General features: G+C 56.2%; 13 protein-coding genes and 2 tRNA genes. 8 read left to right on the forward strand and 7 right to left on the reverse strand.

Annotated elements, in window-relative coordinates; genetic code table 11:
• The first annotated feature begins 92 nt into the window (after window positions 1–92).
• The 5 genes from lon (at window position 93) to ACFQUU_RS04610 (ending at window position 5,665) form a co-directional block, all read left to right on the forward strand.
• A complete protein-coding gene (lon, locus tag ACFQUU_RS04590) occupies window positions 93–2,507 on the forward strand; it encodes an endopeptidase La (RefSeq protein ID WP_057289355.1) in 2,415 nt (804 codons plus the stop codon).
• Between the two features lie 263 nt (window positions 2,508–2,770).
• A complete protein-coding gene (locus tag ACFQUU_RS04595) occupies window positions 2,771–3,061 on the forward strand; it encodes an HU family DNA-binding protein (RefSeq protein ID WP_382243393.1) in 291 nt (96 codons plus the stop codon).
• A gap of 333 nt (window positions 3,062–3,394) precedes the next feature.
• Window positions 3,395–3,470, forward strand: a tRNA-Val gene (locus ACFQUU_RS04600).
• Window positions 3,471–3,497: 27 nt separating this feature from the next.
• Window positions 3,498–3,574, forward strand: a tRNA-Asp gene (locus ACFQUU_RS04605).
• 162 nt (window positions 3,575–3,736) lie between these two features.
• Entirely contained in the window at window positions 3,737–5,665 is a 1,929-nt protein-coding gene (locus tag ACFQUU_RS04610) for a SurA N-terminal domain-containing protein (RefSeq protein WP_382243295.1), read from the forward strand.
• Window positions 5,666–5,757: 92 nt separating this feature from the next.
• On the opposite strand, the gene ACFQUU_RS04615 is transcribed toward ACFQUU_RS04610, so the two are convergent.
• Window positions 5,758–6,366: an arylesterase gene (locus tag ACFQUU_RS04615; protein ID WP_382243396.1), complete on the reverse strand. Its 609-nt coding sequence runs from the start codon at window positions 6,364–6,366 to the stop codon at window positions 5,758–5,760.
• 40 nt (window positions 6,367–6,406) lie between these two features.
• Between ACFQUU_RS04615 and ACFQUU_RS04620 the strand changes: the two genes are divergently transcribed.
• Window positions 6,407–7,090, forward strand: a complete 684-nt coding sequence (locus tag ACFQUU_RS04620; RefSeq protein ID WP_382243298.1) for an ABC transporter ATP-binding protein — start codon at window positions 6,407–6,409, stop codon at window positions 7,088–7,090.
• Here ACFQUU_RS04620 and ACFQUU_RS04625 read toward each other — a convergent pair.
• From ACFQUU_RS04625 to ACFQUU_RS04645, 5 genes are all read right to left on the reverse strand, one after another.
• On the reverse strand, window positions 7,062–8,015 hold the full coding sequence (locus ACFQUU_RS04625) for a DMT family transporter (protein ID WP_382243301.1): 954 nt from the start codon (window positions 8,013–8,015) through the stop codon (window positions 7,062–7,064). The two genes, ACFQUU_RS04620 and ACFQUU_RS04625, sit on opposite strands and share 29 nt — an antisense overlap.
• A complete protein-coding gene (locus ACFQUU_RS04630) occupies window positions 7,990–9,525 on the reverse strand; it encodes an NAD(P)H-hydrate dehydratase (RefSeq protein ID WP_382243303.1) in 1,536 nt (511 codons plus the stop codon). Before ACFQUU_RS04630 ends, ACFQUU_RS04625 begins: the two co-directional genes overlap by 26 nt.
• Before the next feature lie 149 nt (window positions 9,526–9,674).
• Window positions 9,675–10,811, reverse strand: a complete 1,137-nt coding sequence (locus ACFQUU_RS04635; RefSeq protein ID WP_382243306.1) for an NAD(P)/FAD-dependent oxidoreductase — start codon at window positions 10,809–10,811, stop codon at window positions 9,675–9,677.
• Window positions 10,804–12,060 carry a D-amino acid dehydrogenase gene (locus tag ACFQUU_RS04640; protein WP_382243309.1) on the reverse strand — a complete coding sequence of 419 codons (1,257 nt, stop codon included), beginning with the start codon at window positions 12,058–12,060 and terminating at the stop codon, window positions 10,804–10,806. Before ACFQUU_RS04640 ends, ACFQUU_RS04635 begins: the two co-directional genes overlap by 8 nt.
• Window positions 12,061–12,157: 97 nt before the next feature.
• Window positions 12,158–13,096: a LysR substrate-binding domain-containing protein gene (locus tag ACFQUU_RS04645; RefSeq protein WP_382243399.1), complete on the reverse strand. Its 939-nt coding sequence runs from the start codon at window positions 13,094–13,096 to the stop codon at window positions 12,158–12,160.
• 143 nt (window positions 13,097–13,239) lie between these two features.
• On the opposite strand from ACFQUU_RS04645, the gene ACFQUU_RS04650 reads away from it, so the two are divergent.
• A complete protein-coding gene (locus ACFQUU_RS04650) occupies window positions 13,240–14,259 on the forward strand; it encodes a zinc-binding alcohol dehydrogenase family protein (RefSeq protein WP_382243312.1) in 1,020 nt (339 codons plus the stop codon).
• A 150-nt stretch (window positions 14,260–14,409) separates the two neighbouring features.
• Here ACFQUU_RS04650 and ACFQUU_RS04655 read toward each other — a convergent pair whose 3' ends face one another.
• Window positions 14,410–15,726: an amidase gene (locus tag ACFQUU_RS04655; RefSeq protein WP_382243314.1), complete on the reverse strand. Its 1,317-nt coding sequence runs from the start codon at window positions 15,724–15,726 to the stop codon at window positions 14,410–14,412.
• Window positions 15,727–15,975: 249 nt separating this feature from the next.
• On the opposite strand from ACFQUU_RS04655, the gene purL reads away from it, so the two are divergent.
• Window positions 15,976–19,995, forward strand: a complete 4,020-nt coding sequence (purL, locus tag ACFQUU_RS04660; protein WP_382243317.1) for a phosphoribosylformylglycinamidine synthase — start codon at window positions 15,976–15,978, stop codon at window positions 19,993–19,995.
• The last annotated feature ends 116 nt before the right edge of the window (window positions 19,996–20,111 follow it).

Consider the following 20,111-nt stretch of genomic DNA (forward strand, 5'->3'; position numbering starts at 1 on the left):
ATAATATGACAAGTGATTTTTGTTGCTGCTTGGACTTGAGTTTTAGGCTGTTCGTGCCTACATCATTAACAAGCTCTTAAATAAGGTTCGCCATGACGACTTCTACAACATTAACCGAACAAACCCAACTGCCGTTGTTGCCGTTGCGGGACGTTGTTGTCTTCCCGCATATGGTGATCCCGCTATTCGTTGGTCGCCCAAAGTCGATCAAGGCTCTTGAAGCAGCAATGGAGCAGGGCAAGAGCATCATGCTCGCCGCCCAGAAAGCCGCCGCCAAGGATGAACCTTCCGCTGACGATATTTACGAAATCGGCTGCGTGGCCAATATCCTGCAAATGCTCAAGTTGCCGGATGGTACCGTCAAGGTCCTTGTGGAAGGTGCACAACGTGCCCGTATCCATAACATCACAGAACTCGACACGCATTTCGTCGCGGAACTGACTCCGGTTGAATCCGAGTCCGGTGACGAATCCGAAGTGGAAGCGATGCGTCGCGCGATCGTTCAGCAGTTTGACCAATACGTCAAACTCAACAAAAAGATCCCGCCTGAAATCCTGACTTCTCTTGCTGGAATCGATGATGCCGGTCGTCTCGCCGATACTATCGCAGCCCACCTTCCGCTGAAGCTGGAGCAGAAACAGGTCATTCTTGAGATTTTCAACGTTGCCAAGCGTCATGAACATCTGCTCGGACAGCTCGAAGGCGAGCTTGACATTCTGCAAGTGGAAAAGCGCATCCGTGGCCGCGTCAAGCGCCAGATGGAAAAGTCGCAGCGCGAGTACTACCTGAACGAGCAGGTCAAGGCGATCCAGAAGGAACTTGGTGAAGGCGAAGAGGGTGCCGATCTCGAGGAACTCGAGAAGAAAATCATCGCTGCCAAGATGCCGAAAGAAGCACGCGAAAAAGCACAGGCCGAACTGAAAAAACTCAAGCTGATGTCGCCGATGTCCGCTGAAGCGACAGTCGTCCGTAATTACATCGACACCATGCTCAGTCTGCCATGGCGCAAGAAATCCAAGGTCAACAACGACTTGGCCAATGCAGAGAAAGTTTTGGAAGGCGAGCATTACGGCTTGGACAAGGTCAAGGAACGCATTCTTGAATATCTTGCCGTACAACAGCGCGTTGACAAGGTAAAAGCACCGATCCTGTGCCTGGTTGGGCCTCCTGGTGTCGGTAAGACGTCGCTCGGCCAATCGATCGCTCGTGCGACTAACCGCAAGTTTGTGCGTATGGCGCTGGGTGGTGTACGCGATGAAGCGGAAATCCGTGGCCATCGTCGTACCTATATTGGTTCAATGCCTGGCAAGATTCTGCAGAGCCTTGCAAAGACCGGCGTGCGTAATCCTCTGTTCCTGCTCGATGAGGTAGATAAGCTCGGTCAGGATTTCCGCGGTGATCCGTCCTCGGCACTGCTTGAGGTGCTGGACCCGGAGCAGAACCATACATTCTCGGACCACTACATCGAAGTTGATTTCGACTTGTCCGATGTGATGTTCGTCGCGACGTCCAACTCGCTGAATATTCCGCCGGCACTGCTTGACCGTATGGAAGTGATTCGCCTGTCGGGATATACCGAAGACGAGAAGACCAACATTGCGACGCGTTATTTGCTGCCGAAGCAGATTACAAACAATGGCCTCAAGGAAGATGAAATCAACGTTGCCGAATCGGCGATCCGCGACATCATTCGTTACTACACGCGTGAGGCTGGTGTCCGTTCGTTGGAGCGCGAGATCTCCAAGATTTGCCGCAAGGTCGTGAAGATGCTGCTGCTGAAAAAGCAGGATCGGAAGATCATTGTTACGTCCAAGAACCTGGATAAGTTCCTCGGTGTCCGTCGTTACGATTTCGGCATGGCCGAAAAAGAAAATCAGGTCGGCCAGGTGGTCGGTCTTGCATGGACTGAGGTGGGCGGCGATCTGCTGACCATTGAAGCGATGACTATGCCGGGCAAGGGCGACGTGATACGCACCGGTACATTGGGCGATGTGATGAAGGAGTCGATCGAAGCAGCGCGTACCGTCGTGCGCAGTCGTGCAAAACGCCTCGGCATCAAGGCAGACTTGTTCGGCAAGAGCGACATCCATATTCACGTACCGGAAGGTGCGACACCGAAGGACGGGCCGTCCGCCGGTATCGCCATGACAACCGCACTGGTCTCTGTGCTCACCGGTATTCCGGTGCGTGCTGATGTCGCGATGACCGGCGAAATCACCTTACGTGGTGAAGTTCTTCCGATCGGTGGTCTGAAGGAAAAGTTGTTGGCTGCACACCGTGGCGGCATCAAGACTGCATTGATTCCCGAGCAGAACGTGAAGGATCTTGCAGACATTCCAGACAACGTGAAGAACAAGCTGGAAATCATTCCGGTGCGCTGGATTGACAAGGTGCTGGAAGTCGCGCTCGAGCGGCAACCTGAACCTTTGTCGGATGTTGACGCGCCAGTTGATACGGCAGTTGCGCAAAGCACCGGCCAAGCGGATCCGAACGTGGTAAAGCATTGATGTCTTAGTCGGGTAAACCGACGGTACAGCAGGAATAAAAAACGCGCTTTTCGAAGCGCGTTTTTTATTATCTGATCAGTTTGAGTGTCTTGTTTCTAAACACTCTGAAGTGTAATGCAACCAATTGTGTGGAATCAAAGGGAAACCGCTTGACACAAGGGTTTGCCGCTTGTTAAATAGTCCCCGCAGAAGTTTCTCATCTGCATTTTCTCGTCCTTGCCTGCAGTGTAAAAATCTAACAAATATGCAGAGCATGTTCCAACATCCAAGAGGGGGCACTAGTGAACAAAACTGAGTTGATCGATCATATTGCGGGTAATGCAGACATCTCAAAAGCTGCCGCAACACGCGCGCTCGACGCATTGATCGGTGCGGTCAAAACCACCCTGAAGAAAAACGGGTCTGTAACACTGGTGGGTTTCGGTACTTTTACGGTAGGCAAGCGCGCCGCACGCACTGGACGCAACCCGCGCACTGGTGATGCCATCAAAATCAAAGCGGCCAAGGTCCCGAAGTTCCGCCCCGGTAAAGGCCTCAAAGACGCGCTCAACTGAACGACATAGGTTGCAATTGCTTAATGCATAGAGTGGCAGAGATGGCTATTGATCCCAAGCCATAACGAAAAATGAAATCGCATCTTTTCTCGCCTGACTGCACTGTAGTCAATAGCAATGCTATCGATTCCTCTTGCGTATTGTCAGCCCAGAAATCCATCGATGTCATTCGGTACCTTACAAATAGCATTAGGGAAAAGCGGGTTAAGTTGTACGGTGAGAAATGCAGGAAGTTTGCATTTTCTAGTGCAACGAAATAAAAGATCCTATATAATCTTGTTTTTCTCGACGTGGTGACAAACGTCTGGGAAGTTTGGCTGACTAAGTGGATCCGGGTGCTTAGCTCAGTTGGTAGAGCGGCGCCCTTACAAGGCGTAGGTCGGGAGTTCGAGCCTCTCAGCACCCACCAAAACAGCCAAGCACGCAGCAAGTATCAGGAGTGGTAGTTCAGTCGGTTAGAATACCGGCCTGTCACGCCGGGGGTCGCGGGTTCGAGTCCCGTCCACTCCGCCAAAAACCGAAAAAAGGCGAACGCGAGTTCGCCTTTTTTCATATGTGGCAATGCTTTTTGCAAAGTGCGGCAAATGCTGCTTTCCCTGCCATCCGGCCAGGCCGTATCAAGCGGTACGAACGGTGCAAATGGTATTTCCGCAATCCGTATTTTATGGACTGAATATGTTTGAATTCATTCGTACGCATCGGCGCCTCATGCAATTCGCGCTTCTGCTGTTTATCTTCCCATCTTTTGCATTTTTCGGTCTCGAGGGCTATACGAGTTTTCGCGAGGGAGACAATGCGATTGCCAAAGTGGCTGGACAAACCATCACTCAGCAAGAATTCGAAAACGCACAGCGCGAGCAGATGGAACGTCTGCGCCAAATGTTTGGTGGACAGTTCGATCCCAAACTTCTGGATACGCCTGAAGCGAAGCAAAATATCCTCGATGGCTTGATTGCGCAGCGTGTGATCGCAGCAGAGGCCGCCAAGAATAACCTTTCGGTCAGCGATCAGGCTCTCCAGCAGAATATTCTCGCGATCCCCGGACTGACCGGCGCAGATGGGAAATTCGATGTCGAGCGTTACAAGTCCCTGCTGGCCACACAAGGCATGACTCCCGCAATGTATGAAGCGCGGTTGCGCCAGGACTTGAGCCTGCAGCAGATAAGCGGTGGGGTGCAGGGAACTGCGTTTGCGCCGAAGACCGTCGCGAATCGGCTTTCGGATTTGAACGACCAGCAGCGCGAAGTTCAGGAAATCCTGTTCAAGGCATCGGATTTTACCTCCCAGGTTAAAGTGACCGAAGAGATGCTGAAGGCATACTACGAAAAGAATGCCAAGCAGTTTGAAATTCCGGAGCAGGTCAAGGCCGAGTACGTCGTGCTCAATAGTGATGTCGTCGCTTCGCAAATCACGGTAAGTGACGCGGACATCAAGTCCTACTACGATCAGAATGCGTCCCGCTATAGCGAAGAAGAGCAGCGCCGCGCCAGCCATATCCTGATCAAGGCTGACAAGAATGCTTCTGCTGCCGACAAGGCTGCCGCGAAAGAAAAAGCCGAGAAACTGCTGGCTCAGGTCCGGAAAAATCCAGCGGACTTTGCCAAGGTTGCCAAGGAAAATTCGCAGGATCCCGGTTCCGCCGAGCGTGGTGGTGATCTCGACTTTTTCGGCAAGGGCATGATGGTCAAACCATTCGAGGACACGGTCTTCAAGCTCAAACAGGGCGAGATCAGCGACGTTGTCGAATCGGATTTCGGCTATCACATTATCCAGTTGACGGCTGTGAAACCCTCGACCGCCAAGACATTGGATGAGGTGAAGGAGCAGATCGCTGCTGACATCAAGAAGCAGCTCGCTGCAAAGAAATTTACTGAACTTGCCGAGCAGTTCAACAATACAGTTTACGAACAGGCAGATAGTCTTAAACCGGTTGCGGACAAGCTCAAGCTGAAGATCGAAACGGTTAGTGGATTGACACGTACTCCCAATCCGGCAACTGCTCCGACCGCGCCTTATAATAACCCCAAGTTTCTCGCGGCATTGTTCTCTGATGAGGCCATCAAGAACAAGCGCAATACTGAGGCCGTTGAAGTCGCGCCGAACACCCTGATTGCAGGCCATGTCATTGAGTACAAGCCGGTGACACGCCGTCCATTTGAAGAAGTTCAGGCTGCCGTTCGCGAACGCGTTGTGCAGGAAGAAGCTGCAGCACTCTCCAAAAAGGCTGGGGAGTCGAAGCTCGCGAAATTGAAATCAGGTGACGATGCCGCAGGTTTTGGCGAGACCAAGGTCGTGTCGCGTACCAAGACACAAGGTATTACACCCGCGGCTATTCCGGTTGTCATGAAGACTGATACCACCAAGCTGCCTGCTTTTGTCGGGGTTGACCTTGGCGCACAAGGATATGGCGTCTATCGTATTACCAAGGTGTCTCAGCCGGCCACAACCGATACAGCGCGCCGCCAAGGCGAACAGCAGCAGATTGGGAATGCGTTGGCACAGCAGGAAGCGCTTGCCTATCTAGAAGCCTTGAAGAAAAAGTCGAAAGTCGAAATTCTGAAGCCGGTCGGTACCACGCCTGCAGAGGGAACGGAAACCAAGTAAGCGAAAATTGCGCTTTAGCGTACCTTTGCAAAAGCCGCCTTATAAAGGCGGCTTTTGTTTTGTGGCATAACAGTTTTCACATCCGCTCAACATTACTTACTTAACAGCGGTTTCAAATATGGCCACACATTGTCGAGCATGATGGGTTGTGCTTCCGCCACGGGGTGGATCCGGTCCGATTGGAACAGCTTAGGATCATCTGCTACTTTCTGGAGTAGAAAGGGCGCTAGTCCGATCTTGTTTTCCTTCGCCAGTTTTTCATACATCCCGGTAAAGCGCTGCGTGTACTCTCGCCCGTAATTTGGCGGTATCTGCATCCCTATCAGCAGTACTTCGGCATTCGTAGATTTTGAAGCTTTTATCATGTCACTCAGGTTACGTTCAGCAGACGCGACGGGTAATCCGCGCAAACCGTCGTTGGCTCCAAGTTCAATCACGACCACATCAGGTCGGTGCTGGGTCAGCAATGCGGGAAGGCGCGCCTTTCCTCCACTGGTCGTTTCTCCGCTGATACTGGCGTTGATAACGTTCACATTGAGTTTTGATTGACGGATTCGCTGTTCGAGAAGGGTAACCCAGCCGCTACCACGTGCAAGACCGTATTCGGCAGAAAGGCTATCGCCGAGCACGAGCACTGTTTTTGATGCAGAATAAGCACCGGTGGTGAACAACACGAGCGATAATGCCGCCAACCACCGCATGCTTGCGGCCCCGATTCCATATTTCTTCCAGTTATCCTGCATGCCCGGTCCTTCTTCCTTGTCAGCTGCTATTGAAGTCATTCGATTGAGCAAACGCGTCGCCGATGCGACTGGCGAACTTACCATCCTCCGTGAAATCGATTTTACCGTGCAGCCGGGAGAGACGCTGGCGATCGTCGGCGCATCGGGGTCCGGCAAGTCGACCTTGCTTGGATTGCTTGCTGGACTTGATACCCCTTCGGAAGGGACCGTCAAGCTGGATGGTGTCGATATCTTTGCCTTAGACGAGGATGGGCGTGCAGGGTTGCGTCAAGCCAAGCTGGGATTCGTATTCCAGTCGTTTCAGCTACTGGCACACCTCACCGCCCTGGAAAATGTGATGCTTCCATTGGAACTGCGGCGCGATGACGAAGCGAAACAAAAAGCGGAAGCGATGCTTGGCCGCGTGGGCCTGTCCAGCCGCTTGCGTCACTATCCCAAGTACATGTCGGGCGGCGAACAGCAGAGAGTGGCGTTGGCCCGTGCTTTCGTGACCGCGCCGCCTTTACTGTTTGCCGACGAGCCTACCGGCAGTCTGGATGCTGCGACAGGTGACTCGGTGATCAAGCTCATGTTTGAACTGAATGAGGAACGCGGCTCTACACTGGTCCTTGTCACGCACGACCCATCGATCGCGGCACGCTGCAAGCGCACGATCACGATTGCGGCTGGTCGCCTGAGCTGACTGGGAGTTCAGCGGTTCCGGCGCGTTGTGGGTGGTTGCGCCGATGCTCGACATAGGCAATGCCCATGCCGCTCGCACAAATGATGCCGATGCCGAGTGCAGTCAGACTATCCGGTAACTGATGGAACACCAGCCAGCCCATGGCGGTGGCAGAAATAATCTGCAGATAAAAGAAGGGTGTGAGCAATGACGCTTCTGCATGCTTATAGGCGCTGTTGACGAAGTAGTGCCCGATGGTGCTGGTGATCCCCGTCGACGCAAGGATCAGCCACTCCCGTACGGTCGGCATATGGGAGGACCAGAAAAACGGCACAATCAAGCTACTGACGATCATGCCTACCAGACCGCCATAAAACAGCGTCACTAAAGGATGATCGGTCTGGTTGGTTTTGCGGCTCAGTACCGAGACGCCGGCGAAGATGACTGCGGAGGCTGCGCCAAGCAACACGCCTGCAGGGACGATCCCGCCCCCCGGGCGCATCACGATCAGCATCCCCATGAAGCCGACTGCCACGGCGACCCAGCGCGAGGGGTAGGATTTCTCTTTCAGTAGCCACGGCGATACAGCCAATACAATCAACGGTGCGCAAAAATTCATTGCCGTCCCTTCGGACAAGGGTACGATCTTCAAGACCGAGAAAAACACGATCGTGGAGAGCAGCAGCATGGCCGCGCGAAATATCTGCAAGCCCGGTTGTCGAGTCGCCAGGATGCTACGTCCGGTCTTGTGCCGGTAAAGCGGCGCCAAGGTCACCGCCATGAAAACGGTGTTGATCGTGTAACGCATCCACGCAATCATTACCACGTGATATCCGGCCTGTGCCAGAAGCTTCCCCGCGGTATCGAGCAGGGAAAGCGTCCACTGACCGGCGACCAGACAGGCAATTCCAACCCAGAGGCTAGCGCGGGTTGTCGCGCTGTGCATGCTGCTCCGTGAGCTGGTTAAGAATTTGACGTGCCGCCGGGATCAGTTCACCCGCCGTCAGGCCGATTGGCCCCACGCCTTGCACCACCAATGCGTCGGCCGTATGGCCATGCAGCCACGTGGCCGCCAGTGCTGCTTCCCGGCAGGGAAGCGATTGCGCCAGTAATGCGCCACACATTCCTGCCAGAACATCGCCACTACCAGCAGTGGCGAGTGCCGGATTGCCGGTGGGATTGATCACCAGCGATCCGTCCGGGGTGGCAATGATGCTGCCCGACCCCTTCAGAATAACGACTGAATTGCACTGCTGCGCCAGTGTCCTCGCAGCGATCAGCCGGTCTGCCTGAATCTGATGCGTGTCGGATTGCAGCAGGCGGGCCGCTTCCAATGGATGTGGCGTTAGCATGGTAGGGGCGGCACGTTGCGAAACCACTGTGATCAAATCACGATGCCGCGAAAGCAGGTTGAGCGCGTCCGCATCGAGCACCAGCGGGCAATCACTCTGCAGGATGCGTTCGAGAACTGATCGTGCCTCGTCGGATGTGCCGAGGCCGGGACCGGCGACCACGACACCGGTATGAAATTCAAGTTGTGCGGCGTCGCGATACATCAATTCCGGATGCAGGAAGTCATATGCGGGCGGGTTATGCAGGAAAGCCGTGAAGACGCGGCCCGCGCCGCAGTGTGCCGCAGCACGTGATGACAGAACCGGTGCACCGGCCATCCCTTGTGCACCACCCACCACCGTCACATCGCCGTAGCTTCCCTTGTGCGAGCTATGGCGACGCTTCCTGAGATGGCGCAGGAACAGCCGCTCGCTGCCAAGGAAGGCCAGTGCAGGAGCAAATGTACTGAGATCAATATCAAGGCCTGCTACCTGTACTTCGCCCGCATGATCCCGGCCTTCGTTCGTATGCAAGCCAGGCTTGTTGCCGATAAAGGTCAGGGTATGCGTGGCGACCACGGCGACGCCATCGTCACCGCCGACGACGCAGCCATTGTCGGCGTCGAGCCCACTGGGGATATCCAGCGATAGCACGGGACAGCGCAGTGCATTGATCGCTTCGACCAGAGCCACAAGAGGGCCGGAGATGGCGCGCGTCAAACCGATGCCGAACAAGCCGTCGACCACCAGATCCCAATCCACCGGAAAACGGATGGCTTCGGCGCTGGGAGCAATCAACCGGATGCCGACCGCCTGCGCGCGCTCCAGTGCGCGCTGCGCATCTTGCGGCTGGCGGGCAGGATCGGCGCAGACCATCACGGTTGGATGCAGGCCGGCATCAGCCAGCAAGCATGCCATGATAAGCGCATCACCTCCGTTATTACCTGGACCGGCAACGAGCAACACCTTTGCCGATCCAGGTGGTGGCTTCAAAAGCGAGAGGGCCATTGAAGCGGCTGCCTTCGCGGCGCGCTGCATCAGGGTACCCGGCGGAATGGAGGACAGGGTTTCGCGCTCGATGTCGCGAATCTGCGCCACGGTATACAGCGCTGTGGGGTCATGCATGGGGGAACTGCCGGCGCCGTTGGCAATATTAGCAACGCGAGTGCTGGGCAAGTGGTCTGTCATGCGATCTATGAATAGGTTATCAAACGAAGTAGTGGCCTTTGTCGCGAGGCTTTATAACCGATTATTGCGAAGGGATACACCTTCATTTACGTGCTCCCGGCCATTGTCATTATATGTTTTGCAATGGCAAGCGATGCGGTGAGGCCGGGCGATTCGATGCCGTACAGGCCGAGGTAATGGCGGCTACCGTGACTGGCGAATACGAAGTCGGCCGCAGGCTCATCGGGGCCGCTGATCTTCGGGCGAATGCCGGAGTACGCAGGTTGCAGGGCATTGTCAGGCAGGGCTGGCCAGTAAGCGCGAATCTCACGGTAAAAATTGTCAGCGCGCCGTGGGTCGACCTGGTAATCGATGGCTGTGATCGCTTCGTCCAGCCATTCGACGTCAGGGCCAAAGCGTGCCTGTCCGCCCAGATCCAGTGTCAGGTGAACACCAAGGCCTCCGGCCTCGGGCACCGGGTATACAAGACGTGAAAAAGGCGCCTTGCCTGCGAGCGAGTAGTAGTTCCCTTTGGCAAACCAGGCGCCTGGCGTTACGCTCTGGTCCAGCCCTTGAATTGTCCGCGCCAGGCGTGGTGCCCACAAGCCTGCACAGTTCACGACGAGCTTTGCATGCAATTCAATCTCATCTCGTATCCCATTGCTATTGCTGCCACTGTCGCTGCTCACTCGTACAACCATGCCTTCTTCACGCAAGGCGGCGCCAGTTACCTTGCTTCCAAATGCAAACAAGGCACCTGCGTTTTCTGCATCGCCTTGCAGAGCAAGCATATACGCATGGCTGTCGATGATGCCCGTATTCGGTGAGGAGAGGGCAGCGACACAATGAATCTCAGGCTCCAGGCGGCGCGCCTCGTGCGCAGAAAGGGATACCACTTCGGGGCAGCCATTCTCATGCGCCTGAGCTAGAATCGCGGCGAGTTTGACAGACTGCGTTTCTGACGTGGCAACGATCAGTTTTCCGCAGCGGCGGTAAGGAATGCCACGCTCGTCACAATAGGCATAGAGTGTGTCGCGCCCCGTCACGCAAAGCCTGGCCTTCCTGCTGCCGGTCGGATAGTACAAGCCCGCGTGAATCACTTCACTGTTGCGGGAACTGGTTTCCATGCCAATGGCCGCATGCTGTTCGACGACCATGACTTCGCGTCCTGCCAGCGCGAGTTCGCGCGCCACCGCCAGGCCGACCACGCCGGCGCCGATAACGAGGCAGTCGATATTATCCATAGCGCGCCATGGTCAAGCCATCAAGGTCGATCTCGGGTGTCTGTCCGGAGATCAGGTCTGCGACTACTTTGCCCGAGCCCGCTGCCATGCCCCAGCCGTGTGCGCCATGTCCGATATTCACATAAACATTTCTTACATGAGTCGCGCCAAGTAGAGGAGGACCGTCCGGCAACGTAGGGAGCGTTCCGGACCAGAAATTGGATTTTGCATAACTCCCGGCATGTGGAAACCAGTCGCTGCCGACTTTGACAAGGGTCCGCAGCGCATGGTCCTGCAACTCGTCGTTGCGTGGTCCGATTTCCGTAATGCCCGCAAGGCGGATGCGTCCACCCATTCGAGCCAGACTGACGTTATAGGCTTCATCGATGATGGCGGCGCGTGGCGCATGGTCGAAGTTTTTGATCAGCGCTGTTGCGGCGTAGCTTTTTACTGGATAAATTGGCACTTGTATCCCGAGCGGCTTAAGCAGGCGCGCGCTTTCAGCGCCTGCGGCCACAACGACCACATCCGCTGAAAAACGCTTGCCGTTAATAAGCAAGCCAACGCCCCCGGCCTCGGGTTCCAGCGCTTCGACCGTACTGGTAAAGTGGAATTGCACGCCCATCGATGATGCGATGTACTTCATGCGCTTGGCAAACAATGGGCAGTTGCCGGTTTCATCTTCAGGAAGATAGAGGGCCGCCACAAATGGCGTATGTGACGCAAGTGAGGGTTCCACCGTCCGTGCGCCGTCGGCGTCGAGCATCATGAAGGGGATATCATATTCGGCCAGCATGTTGATTGCCGGCCTCGCCAATGCCAGGTCTTTCTGGGTCCGAAACAGCTGAAGCACTCCCTGGGTCTGTTCGTAGTCGATTTGATAGTGATCGCGCATCAGACGCAGAAGGTCACGGCTGTAGAAAGCGATGCGTTGCATGCGGCTGCGATTGATACGGTAACGATCGACTTCGCATTCATCCAGCCAGCTCCGTGCCCAGCGCCATAAGGCGCGTTCTGTCGACAGCTTGACACTTACCGAAGATTCGCTGCGAAAGAGCGAGGAAAGAATCTTGCGCGGCATGCCGGGGGCGGCAGTAGGACCAGTGTAGCCGGGTGCCACCATGCCTGCGTTGGTAAAGCTTGCTTCCTGTGCCACGTTATGATGACGCTCGATGACGACGACATCGTGTCCCGCCTCGGCAAGAAAATAGGCGGTGCAGACGCCGACGACGCCGCCTCCGATCACGGCAACCTGTTTTTGTTGTGTCACGTAGTATCTACCTGGTAATGCTGTTGAATGTGTATGGGTCAGAAGCTTTGCTCGGAATGAGTCGTAGACCGCGGGACACATTTCTAGTTCGAGAGCATCATTTTATTCTGTGCCGTACGTTAACGCTCTGATGCGGCGCATGCCACTCGGTTTGCTCAAACTGTTCACGTACAAAGGCTATCAATGCGCGTACCGCGGGCGAAATACTGTTTCGGTGCGGATAGACCGCGCTGAGTGGCGATTCTTCTCCAGAGAAGTCATCAAGTATCGTGACCAGTGCGCCGCCGCGCACATCGGGCATGACATCCAGCCATGATTTATAGGCAATACCCAATCCTGCCACTGCCCACTCACGTACGATACCGCCGTCGTCGGACATGCGGTCGCCTCGCACCTTGACGTCAACGGTTTCTTTGCCTGCATGGAAACGCCAGGTATTGAACAAGCCCGGCTTCAGGTAGTACAACAGGCAGTTATGCGTGGTCAGATCACGAGGGCTACGGGGTGAGCCGTGTTTTTCAAGATAGGCAGGGGAGGCGACAACCACGCGGTAATTGTCGGCCAAATGCTGCGACACCAGTGAAGAGTCATCCAGCTTGCCATACCGGAAAGCCAGATCCACCGGATCACGCCGCAGGTCCAGTACATGATCGGAAAACTGCAAAGTCAGCATGACTTCCGGATGCATGGCCTGAAATCGGTTCAGCCATGGCAACAAGGTGCGGCGTCCAAGATCCGATGGTGCTGATAAACGGACATGTCCCTTGAGGCTGCCACGGTCCGCCATCAGCATGGATTCGCCTTCCTTGAGCAAGGCAAGCGCGTTACGGCAGTAGTCGAGGAATATTTCTCCGCCTGTTGTCAGTCGCATGCTTCGCGTAGACCGCACAAAGAGCAAGGTGCCTAGGCGTTGCTCCAGTCGCTGCAAGGCGGCACTGGCGGCTGCGGGCGACTGATGCTGTTCGCGGGCTGCCTTGGAAAGGCTGCCAGTATCGGCAATCCGGACGAACAGTTGCAGGTCGGCAGTCGAGTACATTGTCAAAAAGTTTTTGAAAGTAAATCAATTATCGATTGGTTTATTCAATAAAACAAGAAAGCCATAATTCTTTCAGCCGTTGGCCTGTCCAAATGACATATGGCCGTTCACTCGCCGATACCACGATCCCAACAGGAAAAATCATGAAAGCTGTCGCCCTTACTCAATATCTGCCCATCAGCCATCCGGCGTCTTTGTTCGATACGACACTCGACCGGCCCGTGGCAACAGGGCGCGATCTGCTCATCGCCATCAAGGCCATTTCGGTCAACCCGGTCGATACAAAAGTCCGCGCACCAAAAAGCCATATCGAATCAACACCCCGCGTGCTGGGCTGGGATGCTGCGGGCGTCGTCGAAGCGGTCGGACCGGAAGTCACGCGTTTTCGTCCTGGCGACCAAGTCTACTATGCAGGCGACATCACTCGTCCCGGCACAAATTCGGAATTCCACCTTGTTGATGAGCGAATCGTCGGTACCATGCCGACGACCCTGGAGTATGAACAGGCGGCGGCCCTACCATTGACTGCCATCGCGGCATGGGAAGCAATGTTCGACCGCCTGCATGTTCCGACACCGCCCCGTGCCTTGCCACGTAAATCCATTCTCATCGTGGGCGGTGCCGGCGGTGTGGGATCGGTTGCGGTCCAGCTTGCGTCTAAAGTAGCTGGTCTGACTGTCATTGCAACGGCGTCCCGGCCAGAATCGATCGCATGGGTGCGCCAGCTCGGCGCGCATCATGTCATCGATCATTTTGGCGACATGCCGGCGCAATTGAAATCAGCGGGATTTTCCAATGTGGATTACGTGCTGATTCTGAACGATACCGACAGACACTTTCCGGCCGCGGCGGAGGTCGTTGCTCCGCAAGGGACGATCTGTACCATCGTGGAAAACAAGGAAGCGCTGGATGTCAGCCTGCTGAAATCGAAAAGCGCCGGCTTTGCATGGGAATTCATGTTCACCCGCTCCATGTACCAGACCGCCGACATGGCCGAACAGGGAAACTTGCTGAACGAGATTGCACGCCTGGTCGATACAGGCATCCTCCGCACAACAAGCAATGAGGTATTCAGTCCGATCAATGCCGCCAATCTACGCGCGGCCCACGCACGGATCGAGGCTGGACACGTGATTGGCAAACTGGTGTTGAAAGATTTTTAAACTAAGCTTAATCAGCTTTTAGCTAAGCGGCACTGGCAATCCTTAGTTCCTCAATAGGGTGACCGGGATCGCCAGCATAAGCATGTACTACCTGCCTTTGACGCAAGGCGTCGCGAATATTGCGTATATTATTTCGCGACTTATTATTTTTCAGGACTGCAGTGCGTTCTCAATTGCACGCGCGACCGCCAGGACCTTACGATCCGCCATCGCAGGACCGGCAATCATGAGGCCGACCGGCAACGTTCCCTCGTCATGACAGGGAACGGATACCGCGCAACCATCCAGCAAATTGATGGTTGACGGATTGCGCAACAGAAGTCCGTTTGCCTTGAAAAAGGCGTCTTCGGATGCTTCCAGTTCCGCAATGGGTGGAGCAACAATCGGCGTGGTCGGCATGATCAGAGAATCAAAGGGACCAAGTGCGTCTTCCATGCGCATGATCCAGTCCCTGCGCTTGCGATGCAGATCGATATAGTCGGCGGCACTCATTGCGGCGCCGGTGCGAATACGTTTGGCGACCCTGGCATCGTATTCCGCTTCCCGGTTTGCCAGCAGGCCACGATGCCACGCAAAGGATTCGGCGCCGGAAAATTTGTTGAGATCAGCGGCCTCGCTCAGCAAGGCGAACGGCATGTCGATGATTTTTGCTCCAGCCGCGGATAGGCGCGAAAGGGCAGCAGAGAAGGACGCCGCAACATGCGGTTCAAGTGCATCCAGCATTAAGGTGGAGGGAACAGCCAGCCGCAGGCCCGCCAGCGGCAGATCAGGAATGGACAGGGCGTTGTCGGCAATGATGCTGTCGACCAGAATGCAATCCTCGACCGAACGGGTCATGGCGCAGATGGTATCCAGCGTGGTCGACAAGGGAATCGTTCCGGCGCTCGGGACACGGCGCGCCGTCGGTTTGAATCCGACGATCCCGCACAAGGCCGCCGGAATGCGGATTGAGCCGCCGGTATCCGAGCCGATGGCGGCAACGCATAAACCGGTTGCGACCGAAACCGCGGCACCGGACGATGACCCTCCCGGAATGCGGGCCACCGTCGTGTCGGCCGGATTGGCAGGCGTGCCGTAGTGCGGGTTCAGGCCGACGCCGGAAAACGCGAATTCCGTCATATTGGTTTTGCCGACAATAGCTGCGCCGGCAATGCGCAAGCGCTTTACCACCGGCGCGTCAGCTTTGGCAGGTGGCGCATCACGCAGAACGGTAGAGCCCGCCAGGGTCGTTTCACCGGCAATGTCCACCAAGTCCTTGATCGATACCGGCAGGCCCGCAAGCGGTGATATTTCAACGCCCGCGGCGCGCATGGCGTCTGCATGTTCCCCGGCGGCACGGGCTGCATCGGGATAAAGCCGGGTGAAAATCGATTGGGTTTTTTCCGCTTCTTCAAGACACACATCAACCAGGGAGTGGCGGGAATATCGGTCCAGTGCGGGAATCGATTTGGAAGTAAGGGGATTCATGCTGCAAGAACTACAAAATAATCGGCACGGCAACGATAGCATACCGGCCCGCGCAGGGCGAAACCTTGCGATCACTATGGAGCGGGGACTCAACGCCATGCCCGGGTTGCGCACCCTTGCAGGCCGGCAGTGTTGGCAAGTAGATTAGCAGGATGCCATGATGCGGCGTCGCGGTATAATCGCGGTTTCCCGATTTAACCCGCAGCCTGACCGCGATCCGGCCGGAGCTGCATCAAATTTCTCGCCGCCATGTTGATTCTGCCGGGCTCCAATGCCCTGTCTGCCTTCCGTACCCAGCGCCTTTTGTCACAGTTGCAAGAAGTCGAGCCGTCCATCGTCGGTGTGACAGGCCGTTTTCTGCATTTTATCGACGCGGCTTCCGCGCCGACTCAGGATGAGATCGGACGACTGGACGCATTGTTGACCTATGGCGAACCGTTCACTGGCAGTGCGGATGGCGATGAATTCGTTGTCATTCCCCGTTTTGGCACGATTTCACCGTGGGCCAGCAAGGCGACGGACATCGTGCACAACTGCGGAATGACCCATATCAAGCGTGTCGAGCGTGGTATTTCCTACCGGGTTCAGGTGAAATCCGGCCTGCTGGGCGGTGCACGAAAACTGCCGGAAGCGGCTATCCAGCCGATCGCAGCACTGCTACATGACCGCATGATCGAAAACGTGCTGCGGGATGCTAACGACGCCGGCCGTCTGTTCCGCGAACTCGAAGCAAAGCCGCTGGAATTCGTTGATGTCCTTGGCGGCGGCAAGACTGCGCTGGTCAACGCGAACAGCGAACTCGGCCTGGCGCTGTCGGAAGACGAAATTGATTACCTGCTCAACGCCTTTACGCAGGCTAAACGCAACCCGACCGACGTGGAACTGATGATGTTTGCGCAAGCCAACAGCGAACATTGCCGCCACAAGATTTTCAATGCGGACTGGACTATCGACGGCGTCAGGCAGGACAAGTCGCTGTTTGCGATGATCAAGAACACCCACGAGCTGCACCCCAAGGGTACGGTCGTAGCGTACAGCGACAACTCATCGATTATCGAAGGTGCGACCGTATCGCGTTTCTATCCGCGCGGCGCAGCCAGCGGCAACGTGTACGAAGCGTCGGAAGAGCTGACTCACATCCTGATGAAGGTGGAGACGCATAATCATCCGACCGCGATTTCTCCTTTCCCAGGCGCTTCTACCGGTGCGGGCGGCGAGATCCGCGACGAAGGCGCGACCGGGCGAGGGGCCAAACCCAAGGCAGGCCTGACCGGATTTACCGTGTCCAACCTGATGATTACCCATGCGGTTCAGCCCTGGGAAAACGCCCGTGACGTGGCAGTTCCTGTATCGCAGCGGCCAGCGCATGCACAGGGAGGTATCTACGGCAAACCCGACCGCATCGCCTCGCCGCTGCAAATCATGATCGACGGCCCGATCGGGGGCGCTGCATTCAACAACGAATTCGGCCGTCCTAATCTTGGCGGCTATTTCCGTACCTATGAACAGAATGTCGGTGGTTCGGTGAAGGGCTATCACAAGCCGATCATGATCGCCGGTGGCATGGGCAATATCTCGGCCAAGCATACGAAGAAGAATGACTTGCCGGTTGGCAGCCTGTTGATCCAGCTTGGCGGTCCTGGGATGCGTATCGGCATGGGCGGCAGCGCGGCGTCATCGATGGCGACCGGCACCAATACCGCCGATCTCGATTTTGATTCGGTTCAACGCGGCAATCCCGAAATGGAGCGGCGCGCGCAAGAAGTCATCAATGCCTGTTGGGCGATGGGTGACGACAATCCTATTCTGTCGATTCATGACGTTGGTGCGGGCGGCCTGTCCAATGCTTTCCCCGAAATCACCAACGACGCGAAGCGCGGCGCGATTTTCGACCTACGCAAGGTGCCTCTTGAAGAGAGCGGCATGGCGCCCAAGGAAATCTGGAGCAATGAATCACAGGAACGTTATGTGCTGGCGATCGCGCCGGACGACCTGCCGCTGTTCCAGTACCTGTGCGAGCGCGAACGCTGCCTGTTCTCCGTCGTCGGCACCGCCACCGAAGAGCGTCAGCTCAAGGTCATCGACCCCGAGCATGGCAACAATCCGGTCGAAATGCCGATGGAAGTCCTGCTCGGCAAACCACCCAAGATGCACCGTGATGTAACGCATGTCAGTAATGAATATCCCGCCGTCGACCTGACCGGCATGGACCTCGTCGAAGTCGCGCAGCGTGTGCTGCGTTTGCCGACGGTGGCCGACAAGTCCTTCCTGATCACCATCGGAGATCGCACGGTCGGTGCCACATCAGTACGAGATCAGATGGTCGGGCCATGGCAGGTTCCAGTGGCCGACTGCGCCGTCACCACGATGGGTTTCGAAGGCTATCGCGGGGAAGCGATGTCTATGGGTGAGCGTACGCCACTAGCTGTGATCGACGCTGCGGCATCCGGTCGCATGGCCGTGGGCGAGGCAATCACGAATATCGCCGCAGCACCGATTGCCGATATCTCCGACATCAAGCTGTCGGCGAACTGGATGGCGGCGTGCGGCCAGCCAGGCCAGGATGCAGCGCTCTTCGATACTGTCAAGGCAATCGGCATGGAGCTATGTCCAGCATTGGGCGTGAGCATCCCGGTTGGCAAGGATTCGCTGTCCATGCGCACCACCTGGAAGGATGAAGGCGGTTCCAAGGAAGTCACCTCGCCGGTTTCGCTGATCGTGTCGGCGTTTGCTCCGGTTCCGGATGTGCGCCTGTCGCTGACACCACAATTGCGGACCGATGCCGGCGATACCGTACTGATCGTCATCGACCTTGGCCGCGGCAAGAATCGCATGGGTGCATCGGCGCTGACCCAGGTGATGCAGCAGATCGGCAATACCGTACCGGACGTGGACAGTGCTGAAGATCTGAAGGCTTTTTTCTGCGCGATCCAGCAACTCAACAACGAACGCAAGCTGCTTGCGTATCATGACCGTTCCGATGGTGGTTTGTTCACCACTCTGTGCGAAATGGCGTTTGCCGGCCGCACCGGCCTGTCGCTGAACCTCGACATCCTGACCATGGAAGGCGAGCATGCATCCGACTGGGGAGATTCCAAGAACTGGGCCGGGCAGGTCGCCGAGCGGCGTAACGAACTGACATTGCGTGCCTTATTCAACGAGGAACTCGGTGCCGTGATCCAGGTGCGTGCGGATCAGAAGTCGGATGTCATGACGGTGCTGCGCTCGTATAACCTTGGCGCCTGCAGTCACATCATCGGTAAGCTCAACGATCGCGACGTCATCGAATTCATGCGTGACGCGAAACTGGTGTACAGCCAGACACGGGTTGAACTGCAACGCATGTGGAGCGAGACCAGCTGGCGTATAGCGCGGCTGCGCGACAATCCGGCCTGCGCCGATGCCGAATACGAACGCATCCTCGATACTTCCGATCCAGGCATGACGCCGATCATCACCTTCGAACAGCACGTTGACATTGCTGCCCCATTCATCGCGACCGGCGTCAAGCCAAAGGTAGCGATCCTGCGAGAACAGGGCGTCAATTCGCATATCGAAACCGCGTATGTCATGCACAAGTCGGGCTTTACGGCAGTGGATGTGCACATGAGCGATCTGATCGCCGGCCGTGCACGTCTTGCCGACTTCAGCGGCTTTATCGCGGTGGGCGGGTTCTCGTATGGCGACGTGCTGGGCGCGGGTGAAGGCTGGGCCAAGACAATTCTGTTCAACGCCAAGCTGGCTGAACAGTTCTCGGTATTCTTCAATCGCGGCGACACCTTTGCCCTGGGTATCTGCAACGGCTGCCAGATGATGAGCAACCTGAAGTCGATTATCCCGGGCGCGCATGCATGGCCGAAGTTCACGCGCAACAAGTCGGAACAGTTTGAAGGCCGGTTCGCGATGGTCGAGGTAACAAATTCGCCATCCATTTTCTTCAATGACATGGCCGGAACGCAAAGCCCGATCGCAGTGGCGCATGGTGAAGGGTATGCCGATTTTTCGCAGACTGGCAATATCAAGGAAGCGATTGTCGCCATGCGCTGGATCGACAATAACGGCAAGGCGACCGAAACCTATCCGTACAACCCGAATGGCTCGCCACAGGGTATTACCTCCGTCACTACGCCGGATGGACGCTTCACTGTCCTGATGCCGCATGCGGAGCGCGTTTTCCGTACTGTGACGCATTCCTGGCATCCGGAAGGCTGGGGCGAATACTCGCCATGGATGCGCATGTTCCGCAATGCGCGCAAATGGGTGGGCTAAAGCCGGCTTGGGTCTTCGGGCGGTATACCTTCAGGAAGAACCTGTAGTATCCGGCCCGAGGCTTGCAAATGGTGTCCTAAGTGTCGCGTTAAATGATGCGTTATGCGTACCCAAGA

This window comes from Herbaspirillum sp. GCM10030257 (genome assembly GCF_042666555.1).
GTDB lineage: Bacteria > Pseudomonadota > Gammaproteobacteria > Burkholderiales > Burkholderiaceae_D > Noviherbaspirillum.

Coding starts and splice junctions, on each gene's coding strand:
- lon (WP_057289355.1), top strand. CDS start 93: ATGACGACTTCTACAACATTAACCGAACAAACCCAACTGCCGTTGTTG.
- ACFQUU_RS04610 (WP_382243295.1), top strand. CDS start 3,737: ATGTTTGAATTCATTCGTACGCATCGGCGCCTCATGCAATTCGCGCTT.
- ACFQUU_RS04615 (WP_382243396.1), bottom strand. CDS start 6,366: ATGCGGTGGTTGGCGGCATTATCGCTCGTGTTGTTCACCACCGGTGCT.
- ACFQUU_RS04620 (WP_382243298.1), top strand. CDS start 6,407: ATGCCCGGTCCTTCTTCCTTGTCAGCTGCTATTGAAGTCATTCGATTG.
- ACFQUU_RS04625 (WP_382243301.1), bottom strand. CDS start 8,015: ATGCACAGCGCGACAACCCGCGCTAGCCTCTGGGTTGGAATTGCCTGT.
- ACFQUU_RS04630 (WP_382243303.1), bottom strand. CDS start 9,525: ATGCATGACCCCACAGCGCTGTATACCGTGGCGCAGATTCGCGACATC.
- ACFQUU_RS04635 (WP_382243306.1), bottom strand. CDS start 10,811: ATGGATAATATCGACTGCCTCGTTATCGGCGCCGGCGTGGTCGGCCTG.
- ACFQUU_RS04645 (WP_382243399.1), bottom strand. CDS start 13,096: ATGTACTCGACTGCCGACCTGCAACTGTTCGTCCGGATTGCCGATACT.
- ACFQUU_RS04650 (WP_382243312.1), top strand. CDS start 13,240: ATGAAAGCTGTCGCCCTTACTCAATATCTGCCCATCAGCCATCCGGCG.
- ACFQUU_RS04655 (WP_382243314.1), bottom strand. CDS start 15,726: ATGAATCCCCTTACTTCCAAATCGATTCCCGCACTGGACCGATATTCC.
- purL (WP_382243317.1), top strand. CDS start 15,976: ATGTTGATTCTGCCGGGCTCCAATGCCCTGTCTGCCTTCCGTACCCAG.